Genomic DNA, 16,965 nt, shown 5'->3' on the forward strand with positions numbered 1-16,965 from the left:
GCGCGCTCGTGAGCTGCCCCCTGCCCTCCGCCAGGCCCCGTGCCGAGCGAGGGAGTGCTCCACGTGACCATCGCGCCAGCCGATCCGGCTTCAGCGACCCCGGTGACGGCGACCGGGGAACCCGACGGACCCGGTGCCGCGCTGCTGCGGACCCTGACAGGCCTGACCGCCGACCTCCCCGACGCCGACCCCGGCCGGGTTACCGCCGCCGCGCTGCGCGGACGGTCCGCCCGCGCGGACGAGGCCGAGCTGCGCGAGCTCGCCACCGAGGCGGCGGCCGGGCTCATTTCCGAAGACCCGGTCTACTCGAAGCTCGCCGCCCGCCTGCTGACCATCGGCATCCGCGCCGAGGCCGCCTCGCAGGGCGTCACCTCCTTCAGCGCGTCGGTCGCCACCGGTCACCGCGAGGGCCTGATCGCCGACCGCACCGCCGCGTTCGTACGGCTGCACGCGGACCGGCTGGACGGGCTCGTCGACCCGGCCGCCGACGACCGCTTCGGTTACTTCGGGCTGCGCACCGTGTACAGCCGCTACCTGCTCCGGCACCCGATCACCCGCAAGGTCGTCGAGACGCCCCAGCACTTCATGCTGCGCGTCGCCGCCGGACTCGCCGAGGACGACACCACGCGGTCCGTGGACGAGGTCGCCGCGCTCCACGGCCTGATGAGCCGCCTCGACTACCTGCCCTCCTCCCCCACCCTCTTCAACTCCGGCACCCGGCACGCCCAGATGTCGTCCTGCTACCTCCTGGACTCCCCGAAGGACGAGCTGGACTCCATCTACGACCGCTACCACCAGGTCGCCAACCTCTCCAAGCACGCCGGCGGCATCGGCATCGCCTACTCCCGCGTCCGTTCCCGCGGCTCCCTGATCCGTGGCACCAACGGCCACTCCAACGGCATCGTCCCGTTCCTGAAGACGCTGGACGCCTCGGTCGCCGCCGTGAACCAGGGCGGCCGGCGCAAGGGTGCCGCGGCGGTCTATCTGGAGACCTGGCACGCGGACATCGAGGAGTTTCTGGAGCTGCGGGACAACACCGGCGAGGACGCCCGCCGCACCCACAACCTCAACCTCGCGCACTGGGTGCCGGACGAGTTCATGCGCCGGGTGGACGCCGACGGACCGTGGTCGCTGTTCTCACCGGCCGACGTGCCCGAGCTGGTCGACCTGTGGGGTGAGGAGTTCGACGCCGCCTACCGGACGGCCGAGGCGGCGGGGCTGGCCCGCAAGACGCTGCCCGCCCGCGAGCTGTACGGCCGGATGATGCGCACCCTCGCGCAGACCGGCAACGGCTGGATGACCTTCAAGGACACCGCCAACCGCACCGCCAACCAGACCGCCGAGCCGGGCCACGTCGTCCACTCCTCCAACCTCTGCACGGAGATTCTGGAGGTCACCGACGACGGGGAGACCGCGGTCTGCAACCTGGGCTCGGTCAACCTCGGCGCGTTCGTCGACCGGGCGGCCGGTGACATCGACTGGGAGCGGCTGGACGCCACCGTCCGCACCGCCGTCACCTTCCTGGACCGGGTCGTCGACATCAACTTCTACCCGACCGAGCAGGCGGGCCGCTCCAACGCCCGCTGGCGCCCGGTGGGTCTCGGCGCGATGGGCCTCCAGGACGTCTTCTTCCAACTGCGCCTGCCCTTCGACTCCCCCGAGGCCAAGGCCCTCTCCACCCGCGTCGCCGAGCGGATCATGCTCGCCGCGTACGAGACCTCCGCGGACCTCGCCGAACGCAACGGCCCGCTGCCGAACTGGGAGAAGACCCGCACCGCGCGGGGTGTGCTGCACCCCGACCACTACAGCGTCCAGCACACCTGGCCGGAGCGCTGGGCGGCCCTGCGCGAGCGCATCGCCGCGACCGGGCTGCGCAACTCCCTGCTCCTGGCGATCGCCCCGACGGCGACCATCGCCTCGATCGTGGGCGCCTACGAGTGCATCGAGCCGCAGGTGTCCAACCTGTTCAAGCGCGAGACACTGTCGGGCGAATTCCTCCAGGTCAACTCCTACCTGGTGGACGACCTCAAGCGGCTCGGCGTGTGGGACGCCCGCACCCGCGAGGCGCTGCGCGAGGCGAACGGGTCGGTGCAGAACTTCACCTGGATCCCCGAGAACGTCCGCGCGCTGTACCGCACCGCCTGGGAGATCCCGCAGCGCGGCCTGATCGACATGGCCGCCGCCCGCACCCCGTACCTCGACCAGGCCCAGTCGCTGAACCTGTTCCTGGAGACGCCGACCATCGGGAAGCTCTCCTCGATGTACGCGTACGCCTGGAAGCAGGGCCTGAAGACCACGTACTACCTGCGCTCCCGCCCGGCGACTCGAATCGCCCGCGCCGCCGCCCGATCCACCACCGCCCCCGTGCAGGCCGGCCCCGACCCCGATGCGGTCGCCTGCTCCCTGGAAAACCCCGAGTCCTGTGAGGCCTGCCAGTAATGACCACCGAGACCCCTCAGACCCCCGCCACCAAGAACCTGCTCGACCCGGGCTTCGAGCTGACCCTGCGGCCCATGCGCTACCCCGACTTCTACGAGCGCTACCGGGACGCCATCAAGAACACCTGGCACGTCGAGGAGGTCGACCTCCACTCGGACGTCGCCGACCTGGCGAAGCTCAGCCCCGAGGAGCAGCACCTGATCGGGCGGCTGGTGGCCTTCTTCGCCACCGGCGACTCGATCGTCGCGAACAACCTGGTGCTCACCCTCTACAAGCACATCAACTCCCCCGAGGCGCGGCTGTACCTGTCCCGCCAGCTCTTCGAGGAGGCCGTGCACGTCCAGTTCTACCTGACACTGCTGGACACCTACCTGCCCGACCCGGACGACCGAGCCGCCGCCTTCGCGGCCGTGGAGAACATCCCCTCGATCCGGGAGAAGGCCGAGTTCTGCTTCAAGTGGATGGACTCGGTCGAGTCGATCGATCGCCTGGAGACCCAGGCCGACCGCCGCCGTTTCCTGCTGAACCTCATCTGCTTCGCGGCGTGCATCGAGGGTCTGTTCTTCTACGGCGCCTTCGCCTACGTCTACTGGTTCCGCAGCCGGGGCCTGCTGCACGGCCTGGCCACCGGCACCAACTGGGTGTTCCGGGACGAGACGATGCACATGTCCTTCGCCTTCGACGTGGTCGACACCGTGCGCAAGGAGGAGCCGGAGCTCTTCGACGACCGGCTCCAGCAGGAGGTCACCGACATGCTGCGGGAGGCCGTCGAGGCCGAGCTGCAGTTCGCGCGCGACCTGTGCGGTGACGGTCTCCCCGGGATGAACACCGACTCGATGCGGCAGTACCTGGAGTGCGTGGCCGATCAGCGCCTGACGCGGCTCGGCTTCGCCCCGGTGTACGGCTCCGAGAACCCCTTCTCCTTCATGGAGCTGCAGGGCGTTCAGGAGTTGACCAACTTCTTCGAGCGGCGTCCCTCGGCATACCAGGTGGCGGTGGAGGGCACCGTCGACCTGGACGAGGACTTCTGAGCCTGCCTCTCCACCCCGTCCTGCTCCTGGGCCTCCCTGATCTGACGGTCGATGCGCCTGTCGCGCACGATGCCGATCACCGACGGGAGGACCATGAGGACCAGGAGTCCGAAGGTCACGAGCATTCCGATCAGGGCTTCTGCCTGGTTTCCGGTCATGACACCACTGTCGCGCCGGATACTCCTTACCGGCAGTGGCGGGACTGCCGTAGGACCTCGATTTCCTGCCACTTCCGAGGCACACTGGCGACATGCTGCGGAACGTGGCCGCCGTCTCGCTGGACGGCGTGCATCCCTTCGAACTCGGCGTCCTCTGTGAGGTCTTCGGCATCGACCGGACCGACGAGGGCCTGCCGCAGTACGACTTCGCGGTGGTGTCGGCGGAGGGCCCGGCGCTGAGCACCCACGTCGGCGGGCTCTCCGTATCCACACCGTACGGGCTGGACCGGCTGGAGGAGGCCGACCTGATCGCCGTCCCGGCGGGCAGCGACTACGTGCGCCGGGATTACCCGCCCGAGCTGCTGGGGGCCCTGCGGCGGGCGGTGGACCGGGGCGCACGGGTGCTGAGCGTGTGCTCCGGGGTGTTCGTGCTGGGCGCCGCCGGGCTGCTGGACGGGCGGCGCTGCGCGGTGCACTGGCACCACGCGGACGAACTGGCCCGGCAGTACCCGACGGTGGCCGTCTCGCCGGACGTGCTCTACGTGGACGAGGACCCGGTGATCACCAGCGCCGGCACCGCCGCCGGCATCGACGCCTGTCTGCACATCGTGCGCAAGGAGCAGGGTCCGGAGGTGGCCAACAAGATCGCCCGGCGGATGGTCGTGCCGCCGCACCGGGACGGCGGTCAGGCCCAGTACATCGAACGGCCGCTGCCCCGCTCCTCCTGCGACACCGTCGGCGAGGTGCTGGCCTGGATGGAAGAGCACCTCGACGAGGAGGTCACCGTCGACCGGCTCGCGGCCCGGGCGCACATGTCCCCGCGCACCTTCGCCCGCCGCTTCCAGCAGGAGACGGGTACGACTCCCTACCGCTGGATCCTGCGCCAGCGCGTGCTGCTGGCCCAGCGGCTGCTGGAGGCGACGGACGAGACGATGGACACGATCGCCTGGCGCACCGGCTTCGGTACGGCGGCGGCCCTCAGGCACCAGTTCGTCAGGGCCCTGGGGACCACTCCGCACGCCTACCGGCGCACCTTCCGGGGGCCGGAGGCGGTCGGAGCGGCCTGAGCGTCACCGTGCCACGGGCCTGACCAGTAGGTCGTGCGGTCGGAGCGTGATGCCCACGCGGACCGCGTCGTTGGAGCCGGCCACCTGCTCGAAGCGGTACTTCGTGGCGAGCGCCGCCGTGATCAGGGTCAGCTGCGCCATGGAGAAGTGGTCACTGGGGCACTTCCGCTTGCCTGCGCTGAACGGCTTCATGGCGTATTTCGGCACATTCGCCGCGCGTTCCGGCAGCCACCGGTCCGGGTCGAACTCCAGGTTGTCGGCGTACGACTTCGGGTCGCGCTGGATTGCGTACGGACTGTATATGATGTCCGCCCCGGCCGGAATGCGATAGCCACCGAGTTCGGTCTCGACCACGGCACGGCGCGTCAATACCCATACGGCGGGCCGCAGCCGCATGGCCTCCAAGATGACATTGCCGGTGTGCGTGAGCTTGCGTACGTCCTCGAATGCCACGGGACGCCCGCCGGTGACCGCTTCGACTTCGCCGCGTATGCGGTCGGCATGTTCCGGGTGGTCGGCAAGTGCCTGCAGCAACCACATGATCGTGGAAGCGATGGTTTCACTGCCGGGGGTGAGTATCGCGACCACTTGGTCGTGGATCTCCTGTTCCCCGATCGGATCGCCATTGTCGTCCTTCGCCTCCAGCAATGCCGTCAGCAAATCGTCCGGCTTTTGACCGCTTGCACGGCGCTCGGCGATGATCTCGTCGACCAGCCGGTGCAGATCGGCCAGCGCGTCGTTGAAGGCGCGGTTGGCCGGGAGCGGCAGCCGGTACAGCGGCCCCAGCGGGACCACCATCCGCCGGTACATGCCCCGGAAGACGGTGGCGAGGGCGACGCACAGCCGCTCGGCACGCTCGTCCATGTACTGGCCGCGCAGCAGGCATCGGGCGGCGACCCGCACGGCGACGCGGAAGGACTCGGAGGTGGCGTCGACGGTCCGCCCCGGCTGCCAGCGCTCGGTGAGCGCGTGCGCCTCCTCCTCCATGATCGGCCCGTAGGCGGGGATGGCGTCGAGCCGGAACGCCGGCTGTATGGTGCGCCGCTGGCGGCGGTGGAGCGGGCCGTTGGCGGTCGCCACGCCCTCCTTGCCGAGCAGGCCCTCCAGCGACTCCCACAGCGGGCCGGCTATGTGGTAGTCGGGGCTCAGGGCCAGGGCGCCGGTGAGTTCCGGGGTGGTGACCGCGTAGACGGTCTTGGGGCCGAGCTTGATGCGAACGATGTCACCGTGGTCGCGCAGCTGGGACATGAAGGCCAGCGGGTCGCGGGCCAGCCGCCAGCCGTGGCCGAGGAGCGGGACGCCGCCGCCCGCGACGGGCGGCTCGCGCAGTTCCGGCGCCGGATGGGTCCGGGTCTCGGGGTCGACGGACTCGACGGTCATTTCTCACCTGCCGCTTCGTTGTTGACGTACGGGGGCGTGGACCGGTCGTCCCAGCTGTCGACCATGTACCGGCCGGACTCGTGGTGGAACCAGTAGACGGAACTGAACCAGTTCCGCATATTGCCGACGCTCGCCCGTACGGCGCCGCTCAGTTCCTTTCCGTGCACGGTTCCGTCGGCGAGCCCGTCGGCGAAACGTAACGCGCCCTGTTCCACGGCGAGGAATTCCGTAATGCATCCCTCGACGCGTCGTCTGACTTCCCCGATGGCTTCTTCGAGGGTCAGTCCGTGATGCGTGATGAGACTGATGCCGAGATTGTGGACATCGTCGCCGGCTATTTCCTTGGGGAGCGAGCAAAGGTCGTTGTACCAGGCGGCAAATTCCTGGCTCAGCAGTGCCGCCCGGCGATATGCCGGGTGCTTTCGAACGGCGTCCGGCAGTTCGCACCCCGCGCTCGGCTCCAGCAGATCGGTCCAGATCCAGTGGGCGAACGTGAGCCGGCGCAGTTCGAGGTACTCCTCGACGCCGGGCACGATTCCGTGCGTGCGGTTGTGGAATTCGCGGTCGTACGCCTCGATCACCGCGTGGAAGTGCCGGGCGAACCGGGCGTTCCAGGCCGCCGGCGCCGGCAGAAAGGAGTACAACCGCCGCACACTGTCGGCGAACCCCGCTACCAGCGTGTCCTCGTGGTGCAGGTGGTCCCCGGGCGAGTCGAGTGCCGTGTGCAGTTGGTCCCGCAGCCGGCGCCAGGCGGCGGGCCGGCCGTGGACGATGTCCCGGTCGTGCCGGTCGTCCCAGACGAAGAACCACGCGCTGTAGTCCGCTATCGCCTGCATGACCTCGTCGGGGGCGCCCAGGTAGTACCCCGCCATGAGGTCGGTGTAGCACAGGCCGTCGGCATGTTCCTCGATCTTGTCCGCCGGCATGAGCCGTTTTTCGAGCAGCCAGGTTCGGGTGTTCTCCTGGAGTTTCGGCCAATACGGGTGCAGTTGCCGGGGAAATGCCGCCTCGATCACTGGGAGGCGGAGCGATGAAGGCACTGCGATCGCGGTCGGTGTCGCTGTGGTGCCCTGTGAGAAAGCGTGCATGGACAAACCCCTCTCAGCCGCCGGTGGCGCACCCCCCGCACCGAGCGGGGCGTGCGCCGTTGCGTATCCCCGCACTTCCCATTCAGCACCACAACTGACCGTTCTGGGAACGGATTTGCTTTATTCGCTACCTCAGCGCGTCGGAATTCTCCTGGTGTGTGGCGGCTTTCGGCAAACGAACGGCGCCCGCCCGGGAGGAGGCCCGGGCGGGCGCCGTACGCACGCGAGAGGTGGCTGGGGTGATGATGCCCCGTCAGTCGTTCGCGACCACGGGGTAGCGCGGCTCGTTCTCGGCCATCTGCCGCAGCGCGTCCTTGCGTTCACGCTTGGAGAGCCGGTCGATGTACAGGTACCCGTACAGGTGGTCCGTCTCGTGCTGCAAACACCGTGCGAAGTACCCTGTGCCGCGCACGCGGATCGGGTTGCCCCGCTCGTCCTGCCCGGTCACCTCGGCGTAGTCGGGGCGGGCGAGCGGCGCGTAGGCGGTCGGCACGGACAGGCAGCCCTCGTTGCTGTCGTCCAGGCTGCGCCGGTCGGCGGGGAGTTCGACCAGCTTCGGGTTGCAGACCACGCCGACGTGGCGAACGCCCTGGTCGTCGGGGCAGTCGTAGACGAAGACCTTCTTGGACACCCCGATCTGGTTGGCGGCCAGGCCCACGCCCTCGGCGGTGCGCTGGCTGGCGAACATGTCCGCGACCAGCTGCTGGAACTCGTCGCCGAAGTCGGTGACGTCCGCGCACTCCTTGTGCAACACCGGGTTGCCGACCACCGTGATCGGCCGCGAGGTGCCGCGCTCACGCCAGGCGCTCTCGCGCTCCTCGCAGTCCTCGGTGTCGACGACGAACCCCTCGTCGTCGACGGGGAGCACGCCCGCGTGCTGCTGATCGGTGTCCTGCTGGGCCATGACCGACGTATGCCTTCCTCGTACAACCAAGGGGTGGTGCTGATGGGGACCGCTGCTGGAGCGTCCTGGTGGAGTCGTCCTGGTAAAGACTACGGGGCCGCTCAGCAGACCTCTTCCAGGTCCCGCCAGTCCCGGGAGTCGGGACTGTCCGCGACCCAGCCGTCCAGCAACCCCTTCACCAGCCCCGCCGGCGCGGCCACCCCGCACTCGCGCTCCGGCACCCACAGCTGCCCGTCGGTGCGGTGGCCGAGCGGCCCCGGATGACCGGGCTCACTGTGGTCGTGCGGGTCGAGGTGCTCGCCGTCGCCCTCGTCGGAGGGCATCCGCGACTCCGAGCACATCCGGCACAGCAGCCGCACGGACGACGACCAGTCCTCGGCGGCGAAACCGGCGTCGGCGGCGAGCTGCTCCAGGGCGTCCCGGTCGAACTCGGTGGCGGCCTCCAGAAGGACCACCCAGGTCGGCACGGGCGAGGGTGCCCACAGCTCGATCTCGTCGAAGACGGGGTAGGCATGCCCGGCGGTGGTCGTCCGTTCCCCGTGCGGCACCCCGTCGTGCAGGACGACCTCGCCCCAGCGCCGGCCGGAGGACGGCAGCGGGATGGACAGCACCTCGATGCGGGCGGGGTCCAGCCGCCGCCCCCACACGACCTCGGCCTCCCCCTCCGGGGACAGCCGTACGGCCGCGCTGCCTAGGTCCATGCCGAGCGGCTCGCCGGCGTCGGTCGCGTCCCCGGGAGTGCGCAGCCCGTACGCCTGCCAGGCGCGGCGGGCCAGCGGCCAGTCCTGGAGGGCGGTCGCGGCGATGCCGACGTTCCACCAGTCGGGCGCGCCGGTGTCCCGGTCGAGCAGCGCCACGGCCCGCAGGCCGGCCGCTCTGGCCTGCTCCCAGTCGTGCCGGAACTTGTGCAGGAGCGCGAGGTTGAACCACGACTCCGACAGCCACGGTTCCAGGTCGGCGGCGCGCGTCAGCAGTGCGCCCGCGTCCTCGTAGCGACCGTCACCGATCAGCGTGAACGCGCGGTCGGTGGCCTGCCGCCAGGAGGCGGAGGGCCGGTGCCGTCCCTTGCCGAAGATCCTCACGATTCCCGCCTGCCAGTTCCGTTCAGTGGGCTGGCTGTGCCTTTCGCGCCCCCGGACACCTTCTCCTTCGCATCCAACCACGTACGGCCACGAGGTCGCTCATTACCCATGGGTTACCCAGTCGCGGGCACGCTAAGGCTGCCTCGGGACAGCACCCGGGCCAGGGCTTCCACGACGTCGGGAGCGTAGTCGTCCGCGGGGGCCAGCCGCAGCTCCTCCAGTGCCGTGAGGCCGCCGCCGGGCCCCGCGCCCCGCGCCTTCTCCTCGTAGGCGTTCACCGCCCGCACGATGCGCGCGGCGACCGGCTGCTCCCGGCAGGGGTCGGCCTGCCGCTCGACCACCACCGCGACCGCCGCGTCGACCCCGGTCTGGCGGACGACGGCCCCGCCGAGCAGGGCGATCCGCCGCTGTTCGGCCACGGGCAGGCCGGCGGTGGCTCCCGCCGGGACGGGGTCGACCAGGCTCAGCTGGCCGATGTCGTGCATGAGGGCCGCGTACTCCAGGACGGTCAGCTCGGTGCCGGACAGCCCCAGGTCCCTGCCGACGGCGCGGCTGAGTTCGGCGACGCGACGGGCGTGCCCGGCGGGGGTGTACCCGGCGATCTCGGTGGCCCTGGCCAGTGAGGCGATGGTCTGCCGGTAGGTGGACCGGACCGCGGCGTAGCGCCGGTAGGACAGCTGGGTGAGCAGCAACGGCACGCTGAGGACGGGCAGCGCCCACAGTCCCGCGACGGCCACCGCGAGTGCCATCACCGCCCCGGTCGCGCACACCGCGGAGGTGATGCCGACCATGCCGCGCAGTTCCTCGCGCAGCAGCGGGCCGAAGGGCCACCCGGTGCGGGCGTGCGCGGGTACCGCAGCGAGCAGGGCGTCGCACAGCGCGGTCAGGACGAGCAGCGCGATCAGCAGCAGCGCCTGGGCGGGGCCGCCCCAGTCGCTCCAGACGCCCTGGGTGGACAGCGGCTGGAAGCACACGGCGGCGAAGGCGACGGTGAGCACGCGCCGCGCCAGGTGGTCGAGCACGGGCCCGCCACCGCGCGCGATGTGTGGCACGCTGCCGGACAGCGAGGCGGCGAGCACGACGGTGACGGTCTGGGCGACGCCGTGGTGGGTGGGCACCCCGGCGACGTGCCCGAGCAGCGCGTACGCCAGCGCCCCGGCGGCTGCGAGGGGCGCGGCCTCCCGGGTTTCGGCGCCGGTACGCCGGGTGAGTTCGCCGAGGGCGACGAGGACGCCGAAGGCGAGCGCGACGGGCCGCTGGGCGAGCCCCGACCACAGCACCGAGGCGAAACAGGCGAGCGCGAGGAGCCCGGCGCCGATGAGGATCAGGAGGGGCGGTGCCGGACTGCGCGGGCGGGCCGGCGTCACGACGTCCCCTTGCCCACGCTGTCCCGCGCCTCCCCGGTCCGGCCCGCGGGCACTCCCGCGGGAAGCGGCGGTCCACCGTCGGACGTCACCGCCGGGTGCCAGCCGTGCCGTCCCAGGGCCCGGACCAGCGCCCCGACCATCCGCGGGTCGAACTGCGCGCCCGCGCACCTCTGGAGCTCCGCCACCGCCACCTCGACGGGACGCGCCCTGCTGTAGGAGCGGGTCGACGTCATCGCGTCGAAGGCGTCGGCGACGGCCACCACCCGGGCCGACTCGGGGATGCGGTCGCCGGCCAGCCCGTAAGGGTAGCCGCTGCCGTCCAGCCGTTCGTGGTGGTGGAGGACGGCGGCCCTGGCCTCCCCGAGGAAGCGGATGCCGCGCACCATCTCGTGCCCGTACTCGGGGTGCAGTTCGATCACCCGGCGCTCCTCGGGCGTCAGCGGTCCGTCCTTGCGCAGCAGCCGGGTGGGGACGCCGAGCTTGCCCACGTCGTGCAGGATCCCGGCGAAGCGGAGCGTCTCGACGCGCTCGTCGTCCATGCCCAGCTCGCGGGCGATCATCATCGAGGCCCGACCGACGCGCTCGCTGTGCCCGCGCGTGTAGCCGTCCTTGATGTCGACGGCCTGCACCAGTGCGCGGATGGTCGCCTGGTGCGCGGCCTGCTCCCGGTGGTACTGGGCGAACGCCCACCACGCCACGCACATCGGCAGCAGCACGAGGAGCGCGGCGACGAAACCGTACGGGCTGCGCCACAGGACGGCCATCATGAGCCCGGCGAGCCCGTGCACGGCGATCGGCCCGAGCGAGCGGGAGAACAGCCCCCGCCAGGCCCGCCGCGCCGGCACCCGGTCGGCCAGGTACAGGATGCCGCCGTCCAGCAGGGTCAGTACCAGGCAGAATGCCAGCACCGCGGCCCCGGCCGGGACGAGCGCGTAGGGGAAGCCGGGGGCGACGACCGCGTCCCGGCCGCCGCACTCCCAGTGCACCCGGGCGGCGGCCCACACGGCGAGCGTCAGTAGTGCGGCCCGCCAGACCCGCCGCAGTACGAAGGGCCGCTGCGTCACCGGCGACAGCATCGCGCCGGGCAGGGCCACGAGCGCGGCGGCCGGCGGCGGCAGCAGGAACGCCCCGGCGAGCAGCACGGGGTAGCAGGTCCCGACGAAACGGGACCTGGCGACCAGCTCCGAGCCCGCGTACAGCCCGGCGAGCAGGAGCACGGCCCACCAGGGCGTGCGTACGTCCGGCAGTGGGCACAGGCAGACCAGGGCGAGGAGGACGACACCGAAGACGTACGCACGCGCCCGCACCGGTACCGCGTCCATGAGCCCCTCCCCCGGCCATGCCAGTCAGGCTCCGGAGCCTAAAGCGGTGGCAGGGGGCGCGGGCGGACAACCCGCGGATTAGCACGTACGGGTGATGCGCCGTACGGCTGGTACGTGCCGTCGGATGCGTGGACCGGCGGCTCAGGACTCCTGGGGGGTCGGCGGCGCGGCCGTGATGTCGTGCTCGGGCACGGACTGCCCGGAGCGGATCAGGTCGATCCGGCCCATGACCTTGGAACGCAGGTCACCCGGCACGTCGTCCTGTCCGCAGCACCGCTTGACCAGCTTCTTCACGGCCTGCTCCAGCCCGTACTTCTCCAGGCAGGGCGAGCACTCCTCGAAGTGGTGCTCGAACTTCACGCAGTCCGAGTCCGGCATCTCTCGGTCGAGGAACTCGTAGAGATGATCGAGGATTTCGCTGCAATCCGTCTCGTGCGGCTCTCCGCAGCTCATGACCCCGAGCCTTTCGCTTCGTTCGACTTGCCGGCGCCGGCCGGGACCAGGCCGCGGTCGCGGGCGTAGTCCTCCAGCATGCCGCGCAGCTGACGGCGTCCACGGTGCAGCCGGGACATCACCGTACCGATGGGTGTCCCCATGATGTCGGCGATCTCCTTGTAGGCGAACCCCTCGACGTCCGCCAGGTACACGGCGATACGGAACTCCTCGGGGATGGCCTGGAGGGCTTCCTTGACGTCCGAGTCGGGCAGATGGTCGAGCGCCTGCGACTCCGCGGAGCGCAGACCCGTCGACATGTGCGACTCGGCACGCGCGAGCTGCCAGTCCTCGATCTCCTCGGCCGCGCTGCGCTGGGGTTCGCGCTGCTTCTTGCGGTACGAGTTGATGAAGGTGTTGGTGAGGATGCGGTACAGCCATGCCTTGAGGTTGGTGCCCTCGCGGAACTGGTGGAAGGACGCGTACGCCTTGGCGTAGGTCTCCTGCACCAGGTCCTCGGCGTCGGCCGGATTACGCGTCATGCGCAGCGCGGCCGAGTACATCTGGTCGAGGAACTCGAGCGCGTCCCGTTCGAAGCGCGCGCTGCGCTCCGCGGTCGACTCCGTACCCGTTCCCCGGCCCTCGGGCTGCTCCGCCTGGCCGTGTTCGGTCCCTGCGTCGGTCCCAGTGACCGGACCCACCTCCTCCGAAGATGTCGCGAGGCCGAGTCCGGCCCCACTCGAATCGGAGGATAGACGACGATCCGGTCCGCCCGCCGCCCGAACAGGGGCGGTCTTCGCCGCGTGCAGCACCGTCCAGTCCAGGTCGGCGCGGCTGCTGCGACTTGGGCAGAAGGCTGAAGCCATGCGGCGGACTTCCTCTCGTACGGCGTCGGTGCTGATTCTCAGCAACGTATGTCCGCCACAACAGTGGGCGCCCGCCGGTCATTCCCGGGCCGTCAGCCGAGTGAGCGGGTCCACTCCGCGACGCCTTCGGTGATCAGTTCCAGTGCCCCCTCCTGGCTGATCTCCGCCCGCTTGGGCACGGCGAAGCCGTGGTCGCCGTGCGGGATCTCGATCAGGTCGTACGTCTCCTCGGGGGCCTCGGGGAACTCCTCGGGCCGGCCGAAGGGGTCGTTGCCGCCCTGGACGACGAGTGTGGGGACGCCGGCGCCGAGCAACTCGTCGGCGCGGGACTTCTCGGGCCTGCCCGGCGGGTGCAGCGGGAAGCTCAGGGCGAGCACGGCGCATGCGCCCAGTTCGGCCGCCGTGCGGCAGGCGACGCGGGCGCCGGCGCTGCGTCCGCCGGAGATCACCGGCAGCCCGGGCGCCCGAAGCGCGGGCCAGAGTCCGCGCCAGCCGGCGTCCAGGGTCTTCGGCGCGGGCGCCAGCCTCTTGCCGGCCACCCGCCAGGGCTGCTCCACGAGGGCGACGGTCACGCCGTGCGCGGGCAGCGCGGCCGCCAGTGCCCGCAGGTCGCGCGCCTCGATGCCGCCGCCGGCGCCGTGGCTCGCGGCGAGGACGAGGCGGGGCTGCTTCGCCGGGTGCCAGGTGATGCGGGCGGACCCGGCGTCGGTGTCGACGGTTTCGGTGGTCGTCTCGGTGTTCTCGCTGGTCACGTCAGAAGAGTGTGCCCTCTTCGGGCCCTTCCAGCTCCTTCAGCAGCTCCGGCCCGTTGTTGCGGACGTTGCTCACGGCCGTGGAGACGGGGAACGCCCGCAACAGTCCGGCGGGCGGGGGCGTGAGGAGGGAGGTCAGCTCGTCGGGGTCGGTGCGCGCGGGGTCGAGCCAGTCGTCCCAGCGGTCCGGCGTCAGCATCAGCGGCATCCGGGGGTGGATGTCGGCGAGGGCGTGCGGTCCGTCGGCCGGGGCGACGGCGAGCGGCGTGGTCTCCGCCTCCGTGGTGATCACCGAGCAGGTCACCCACCAGGCCTGCGGGTGGTCGTCCGGCAGGGTCCTGTCCCGCCAGAACTCGTACAGACCGGCCATGGCAAAGACCGACCCGTCGGCCGGGGTCACGAAGTACGGCTGCTTCCGCGGGCGCTTCTTGCGTCCCTCGACCTCCAGGTCGCGCTCCTGCTTGCCGGTGACCCACTCGTAGTAGCCGTCGGCGGGGAGGATGCAGCGCCGGGTGGCGAAGGCGCGGCGGAAGGAGGGCTTCTCGTGGACGGTCTCCGCGCGGGCGTTGATCATCCGGGCGCCGCCCTCGGGCGTCTTGGACCAGGAAGGGACGAGACCCCACTTCAGCTTCCGCAGCTGGCGAACCGGCTTCGGGTCCTCGACGTCTTTCAGGGGACGGTCCAGGACGGCGTGGACCTCCTTGGTCGGGGCCACGTTGTAGTCGGGCTCCAAGGTCTCCTTGGGCTCCCACTTCTCGATCTCGAAGATTCCCGCGAGATCCTCGGGTCGACGACTCGCCGCATACCGTCCGCACATACGTGCCACACTGCCAGGCCCGCCGGTCTCCCGGCCACCACCCCGCAACGAGGCGCTTCGCGCCGCACCCGCTGAACCGCACGAACGAGGAGCCCCCACCGAACATGGACCACCTCGCAACGGCCTCGCTCGTCTCCCTCTGGGACGAGGTCTCCGGCACCCAGCCCGACCCCGACCTGTGGGTGGTGATCGCGACCCTGGTCGCCGCGCTCGCCGTCGTCGTGCCGCACGGGCTGTGGCGGATGGCGCGCAACGCCATCACCATCGCCCACGAGGGCGGCCACGGGCTGGTGGCACTGCTGACCGGGCGGACGCTGACCGGCATCACGCTGCACTCCGACACCAGCGGTCTCACCGTCAGCCGCGGCAGGCCGCACGGGCTCGGGATGATCCTCACGGCGGTGGCCGGCTACACCGCTCCCCCGCTGCTGGGCCTCGGCGGCGCCGCGCTGCTGGCCGCGGGGCACATCACGCTGTCGCTGTGGCTGGCGACGGCGCTGCTCGTCGCGTTGCTGGTGATGATCCGCAACGCGTACGGGGTGCTCACGGTGGTGCTGACCGGCGGCACGTTCGTCCTGGTGTCCTGGCTGGCGGGTCCGCAGGTGCAGGCGGCGTTCGCGTACGCGGTGGTGTGGTTCCTGCTGCTGGGCGGGGTACGCCCGGCCTTCGAGCTGCAGGCCAAGCGGGCGCGGGGCGGAGCCGGGGACTCGGACGCGGACCAGCTGGCCCGGCTGACGCACGCGCCGGCGGGCGTGTGGTTCTTCCTGTTCCACGCGGTGTCGCTGTGTTCACTGATCGGTGGGGGGCGCTGGCTGCTGGAGCTGTGACGCGCGACCCCTTGGAGGCGCATATGTGCACGGCAAGTGCACGGCCGCGACCTCGGTCCGGTTTCGGCGTTTTTGATCAAGATCTCCGATCGTCCTCAGCCATTAAAGTGGGGCCCATGACCGTGAACCCCGCGCACACCGCCCTCTGGCCCGCCCCGCACGCGAGCGGAGCCGTCGACGCGACCGTCCACGTGCCCGGGTCGAAATCGGTCACCAACCGCGCCCTGGTGCTGGCCGCCCTCGCCTCCGAGCCCGGCTGGCTGCGCCGCCCGCTGCGCTCCCGCGACACCCTGCTGATGGCCGAGGCGCTGCGCGCGCTGGGCGTCGAGATCGAGGAGGGCGTCGGCCCGGAGGGCACCGGCGAGTTCTGGCGGGTCATCCCGGCGGGCCTGCGCGGCCCGGCCACGGTCGACGTGGGCAACGCGGGCACGGTCATGCGCTTCCTGCCGCCGGTCGCCACGCTCGCCGACGGCGCCATCCGCTTCGACGGCGACCCTCGCTCGTACGAGCGCCCCCTGCACGGCGTGATCGACGCGCTGCGCGCCCTCGGCGCCCGCATCGACGACGACGCGCGCGGCTCGCTCCCGATGACCGTGCACGGCGGCGGCGCCCTGGAGGGCGGCCCGGTCGAGATCGACGCGTCGTCCTCCTCGCAGTTCGTCAGCGCCCTGCTGCTGTCCGGCCCGCGCTTCAACCAGGGCGTGGAGGTCCGCCACACCGGCTCCGCGCTGCCGTCCATGCCGCACATCCGGATGACCGTCGACATGCTCCGCTCGGTCGGCGCCCAGGTCGACACCCCCGAGTCCGGCGGCGAGCCGAACGTCTGGCGGGTGACGCCGGGGGCGCTGCTCGGCCGCGACCTCACCATCGAGCCGGACCTGTCCAACGCCCAGCCGTTCCTGGCGGCGGCCCTGGTGACCGGTGGCAAGGTCGTGATCCCCGACTGGCCGTCCCGCACCACCCAGCCCGGCGACCGGCTCCGCGAGATCTTCACCGAGATGGGCGGTTCCTGCGAACTGACGGACTACGGTCTCGTCCTCACCGGTTCGGGCGCCGTGCACGGTATCGACGTTGACCTCGGCGAGGTCGGCGAGCTGACCCCGGGCATCGCGGCCGTCGCCGCCCTCGCGGACTCCCCGTCCACCCTGCGCGGGGTGGCGCACCTGCGGCTGCACGAGACGGACCGCCTGGCCGCGCTCACCAAGGAGATCAACGAGCTGGGCGGTGACGTCACCGAGACCGCCGACGGCCTGCACATCCGCCCGCGCCGCCTGCACGGCGGTGTCTTCCACACCTACGAGGACCACCGCATGGCCACCGCCGGCGCGATCATCGGCCTCGCGGTCGAGGGAGTGGAGATCGAGAACGTGGCGACGACCGCCAAGACCCTCCCCGAATTCCCCGACCTGTGGACCGGGATGCTCGGGGCGTAG

The 16,965-nt window shown here is 71.2% G+C and carries 16 protein-coding genes; 5 read left to right on the forward strand and 11 right to left on the reverse strand.

Annotated elements, in window-relative coordinates:
* Positions 1-63 precede the first annotated feature (63 nt).
* Positions 64-2,439 carry a ribonucleoside-diphosphate reductase subunit alpha gene (locus IE142_RS18850; protein WP_191886850.1) on the forward strand — a complete coding sequence of 792 codons (2,376 nt, stop codon included), beginning with the start codon at positions 64-66 and terminating at the stop codon, positions 2,437-2,439.
* Entirely contained in the window at positions 2,439-3,470 is a 1,032-nt protein-coding gene (locus IE142_RS18855; protein ID WP_191886851.1) for a ribonucleotide-diphosphate reductase subunit beta, read from the forward strand. The genes IE142_RS18850 and IE142_RS18855 overlap by 1 nt, the downstream gene beginning before the upstream one ends.
* Here IE142_RS18855 and IE142_RS18860 read toward each other — a convergent pair.
* Entirely contained in the window at positions 3,383-3,628 is a 246-nt protein-coding gene (locus tag IE142_RS18860) for a hypothetical protein (protein ID WP_191886852.1), read from the reverse strand. The two genes, IE142_RS18855 and IE142_RS18860, sit on opposite strands and share 88 nt — an antisense overlap.
* Positions 3,629-3,720: 92 nt before the next feature.
* Here IE142_RS18860 and IE142_RS18865 point away from each other — a divergent pair, with 92 nt between their 5' ends.
* On the forward strand, positions 3,721-4,695 hold the full coding sequence (locus IE142_RS18865; protein WP_191886853.1) for a GlxA family transcriptional regulator: 975 nt from the start codon (positions 3,721-3,723) through the stop codon (positions 4,693-4,695).
* Positions 4,696-4,698: 3 nt separating this feature from the next.
* Here the strand turns inward: IE142_RS18865 and IE142_RS18870 are convergent, their stop codons facing one another.
* From IE142_RS18870 to IE142_RS18915, 10 genes are all read right to left on the reverse strand, one after another.
* Positions 4,699-6,075: a bifunctional albaflavenone monooxygenase/terpene synthase gene (locus tag IE142_RS18870; protein ID WP_191886854.1), complete on the reverse strand. Its 1,377-nt coding sequence runs from the start codon at positions 6,073-6,075 to the stop codon at positions 4,699-4,701.
* Positions 6,072-7,163 carry an epi-isozizaene synthase gene (gene cyc1 / locus IE142_RS18875; RefSeq protein ID WP_191886855.1) on the reverse strand — a complete coding sequence of 364 codons (1,092 nt, stop codon included), beginning with the start codon at positions 7,161-7,163 and terminating at the stop codon, positions 6,072-6,074. Before cyc1 ends, IE142_RS18870 begins: the two co-directional genes overlap by 4 nt.
* A gap of 253 nt (positions 7,164-7,416) precedes the next feature.
* On the reverse strand, positions 7,417-8,067 hold the full coding sequence (def, locus tag IE142_RS18880) for a peptide deformylase (protein ID WP_100045869.1): 651 nt from the start codon (positions 8,065-8,067) through the stop codon (positions 7,417-7,419).
* Between the two features lie 101 nt (positions 8,068-8,168).
* Positions 8,169-9,149: a tetratricopeptide repeat protein gene (locus IE142_RS18885; protein WP_191886856.1), complete on the reverse strand. Its 981-nt coding sequence runs from the start codon at positions 9,147-9,149 to the stop codon at positions 8,169-8,171.
* Between the two features lie 113 nt (positions 9,150-9,262).
* Complete coding sequence (locus IE142_RS18890; protein ID WP_191886857.1) at positions 9,263-10,516, reverse strand: HD-GYP domain-containing protein; 1,254 nt, start codon at positions 10,514-10,516, stop codon at positions 9,263-9,265.
* On the reverse strand, positions 10,513-11,838 hold the full coding sequence (locus tag IE142_RS18895; protein WP_191886858.1) for an HD-GYP domain-containing protein: 1,326 nt from the start codon (positions 11,836-11,838) through the stop codon (positions 10,513-10,515). The genes IE142_RS18890 and IE142_RS18895 overlap by 4 nt, the downstream gene beginning before the upstream one ends.
* Before the next feature lie 141 nt (positions 11,839-11,979).
* On the reverse strand, positions 11,980-12,291 hold the full coding sequence (gene rsrA, locus IE142_RS18900) for a mycothiol system anti-sigma-R factor (RefSeq protein ID WP_191886859.1): 312 nt from the start codon (positions 12,289-12,291) through the stop codon (positions 11,980-11,982).
* Positions 12,288-12,971, reverse strand: coding sequence for an RNA polymerase sigma factor SigR (gene sigR / locus IE142_RS18905; RefSeq protein ID WP_191886860.1), 684 nt, complete (start codon positions 12,969-12,971; stop codon positions 12,288-12,290). Before sigR ends, rsrA begins: the two co-directional genes overlap by 4 nt.
* Positions 12,972-13,228: 257 nt before the next feature.
* Positions 13,229-13,888: an alpha/beta hydrolase family protein gene (locus IE142_RS18910; RefSeq protein WP_191886861.1), complete on the reverse strand. Its 660-nt coding sequence runs from the start codon at positions 13,886-13,888 to the stop codon at positions 13,229-13,231.
* 1 nt (position 13,889) lies between these two features.
* Complete coding sequence (locus IE142_RS18915) at positions 13,890-14,705, reverse strand: SOS response-associated peptidase (RefSeq protein WP_191886862.1); 816 nt, start codon at positions 14,703-14,705, stop codon at positions 13,890-13,892.
* Between the two features lie 104 nt (positions 14,706-14,809).
* Here IE142_RS18915 and IE142_RS18920 point away from each other — a divergent pair, with 104 nt between their 5' ends.
* On the forward strand, positions 14,810-15,532 hold the full coding sequence (locus tag IE142_RS18920) for a M50 family metallopeptidase (protein WP_191886863.1): 723 nt from the start codon (positions 14,810-14,812) through the stop codon (positions 15,530-15,532).
* Between the two features lie 116 nt (positions 15,533-15,648).
* Positions 15,649-16,965, forward strand: a complete 1,317-nt coding sequence (gene aroA / locus IE142_RS18925; protein ID WP_191886864.1) for a 3-phosphoshikimate 1-carboxyvinyltransferase — start codon at positions 15,649-15,651, stop codon at positions 16,963-16,965.

Origin of the sequence: Streptomyces mutabilis, assembly GCF_014649815.1 — a bacterium.
GTDB classification, from domain to species: domain Bacteria; phylum Actinomycetota; class Actinomycetes; order Streptomycetales; family Streptomycetaceae; genus Streptomyces; species Streptomyces mutabilis.

Bases quoted from the DNA above. Each gene is read 5' to 3' on its own strand.
- IE142_RS18895 (WP_191886858.1), bottom strand. From the start codon at position 11,838: ATGGACGCGGTACCGGTGCGGGCGCGTGCGTACGTCTTCGGTGTCGTC.
- cyc1 (WP_191886855.1), bottom strand. From the start codon at position 7,163: ATGCACGCTTTCTCACAGGGCACCACAGCGACACCGACCGCGATCGCA.
- IE142_RS18870 (WP_191886854.1), bottom strand. From the start codon at position 6,075: ATGACCGTCGAGTCCGTCGACCCCGAGACCCGGACCCATCCGGCGCCG.
- IE142_RS18915 (WP_191886862.1), bottom strand. From the start codon at position 14,705: ATGTGCGGACGGTATGCGGCGAGTCGTCGACCCGAGGATCTCGCGGGA.
- IE142_RS18865 (WP_191886853.1), top strand. From the start codon at position 3,721: ATGCTGCGGAACGTGGCCGCCGTCTCGCTGGACGGCGTGCATCCCTTC.
- IE142_RS18855 (WP_191886851.1), top strand. From the start codon at position 2,439: ATGACCACCGAGACCCCTCAGACCCCCGCCACCAAGAACCTGCTCGAC.
- aroA (WP_191886864.1), top strand. From the start codon at position 15,649: ATGACCGTGAACCCCGCGCACACCGCCCTCTGGCCCGCCCCGCACGCG.
- IE142_RS18920 (WP_191886863.1), top strand. From the start codon at position 14,810: ATGGACCACCTCGCAACGGCCTCGCTCGTCTCCCTCTGGGACGAGGTC.
- rsrA (WP_191886859.1), bottom strand. From the start codon at position 12,291: ATGAGCTGCGGAGAGCCGCACGAGACGGATTGCAGCGAAATCCTCGAT.
- def (WP_100045869.1), bottom strand. From the start codon at position 8,067: ATGGCCCAGCAGGACACCGATCAGCAGCACGCGGGCGTGCTCCCCGTC.
- IE142_RS18860 (WP_191886852.1), bottom strand. From the start codon at position 3,628: ATGACCGGAAACCAGGCAGAAGCCCTGATCGGAATGCTCGTGACCTTC.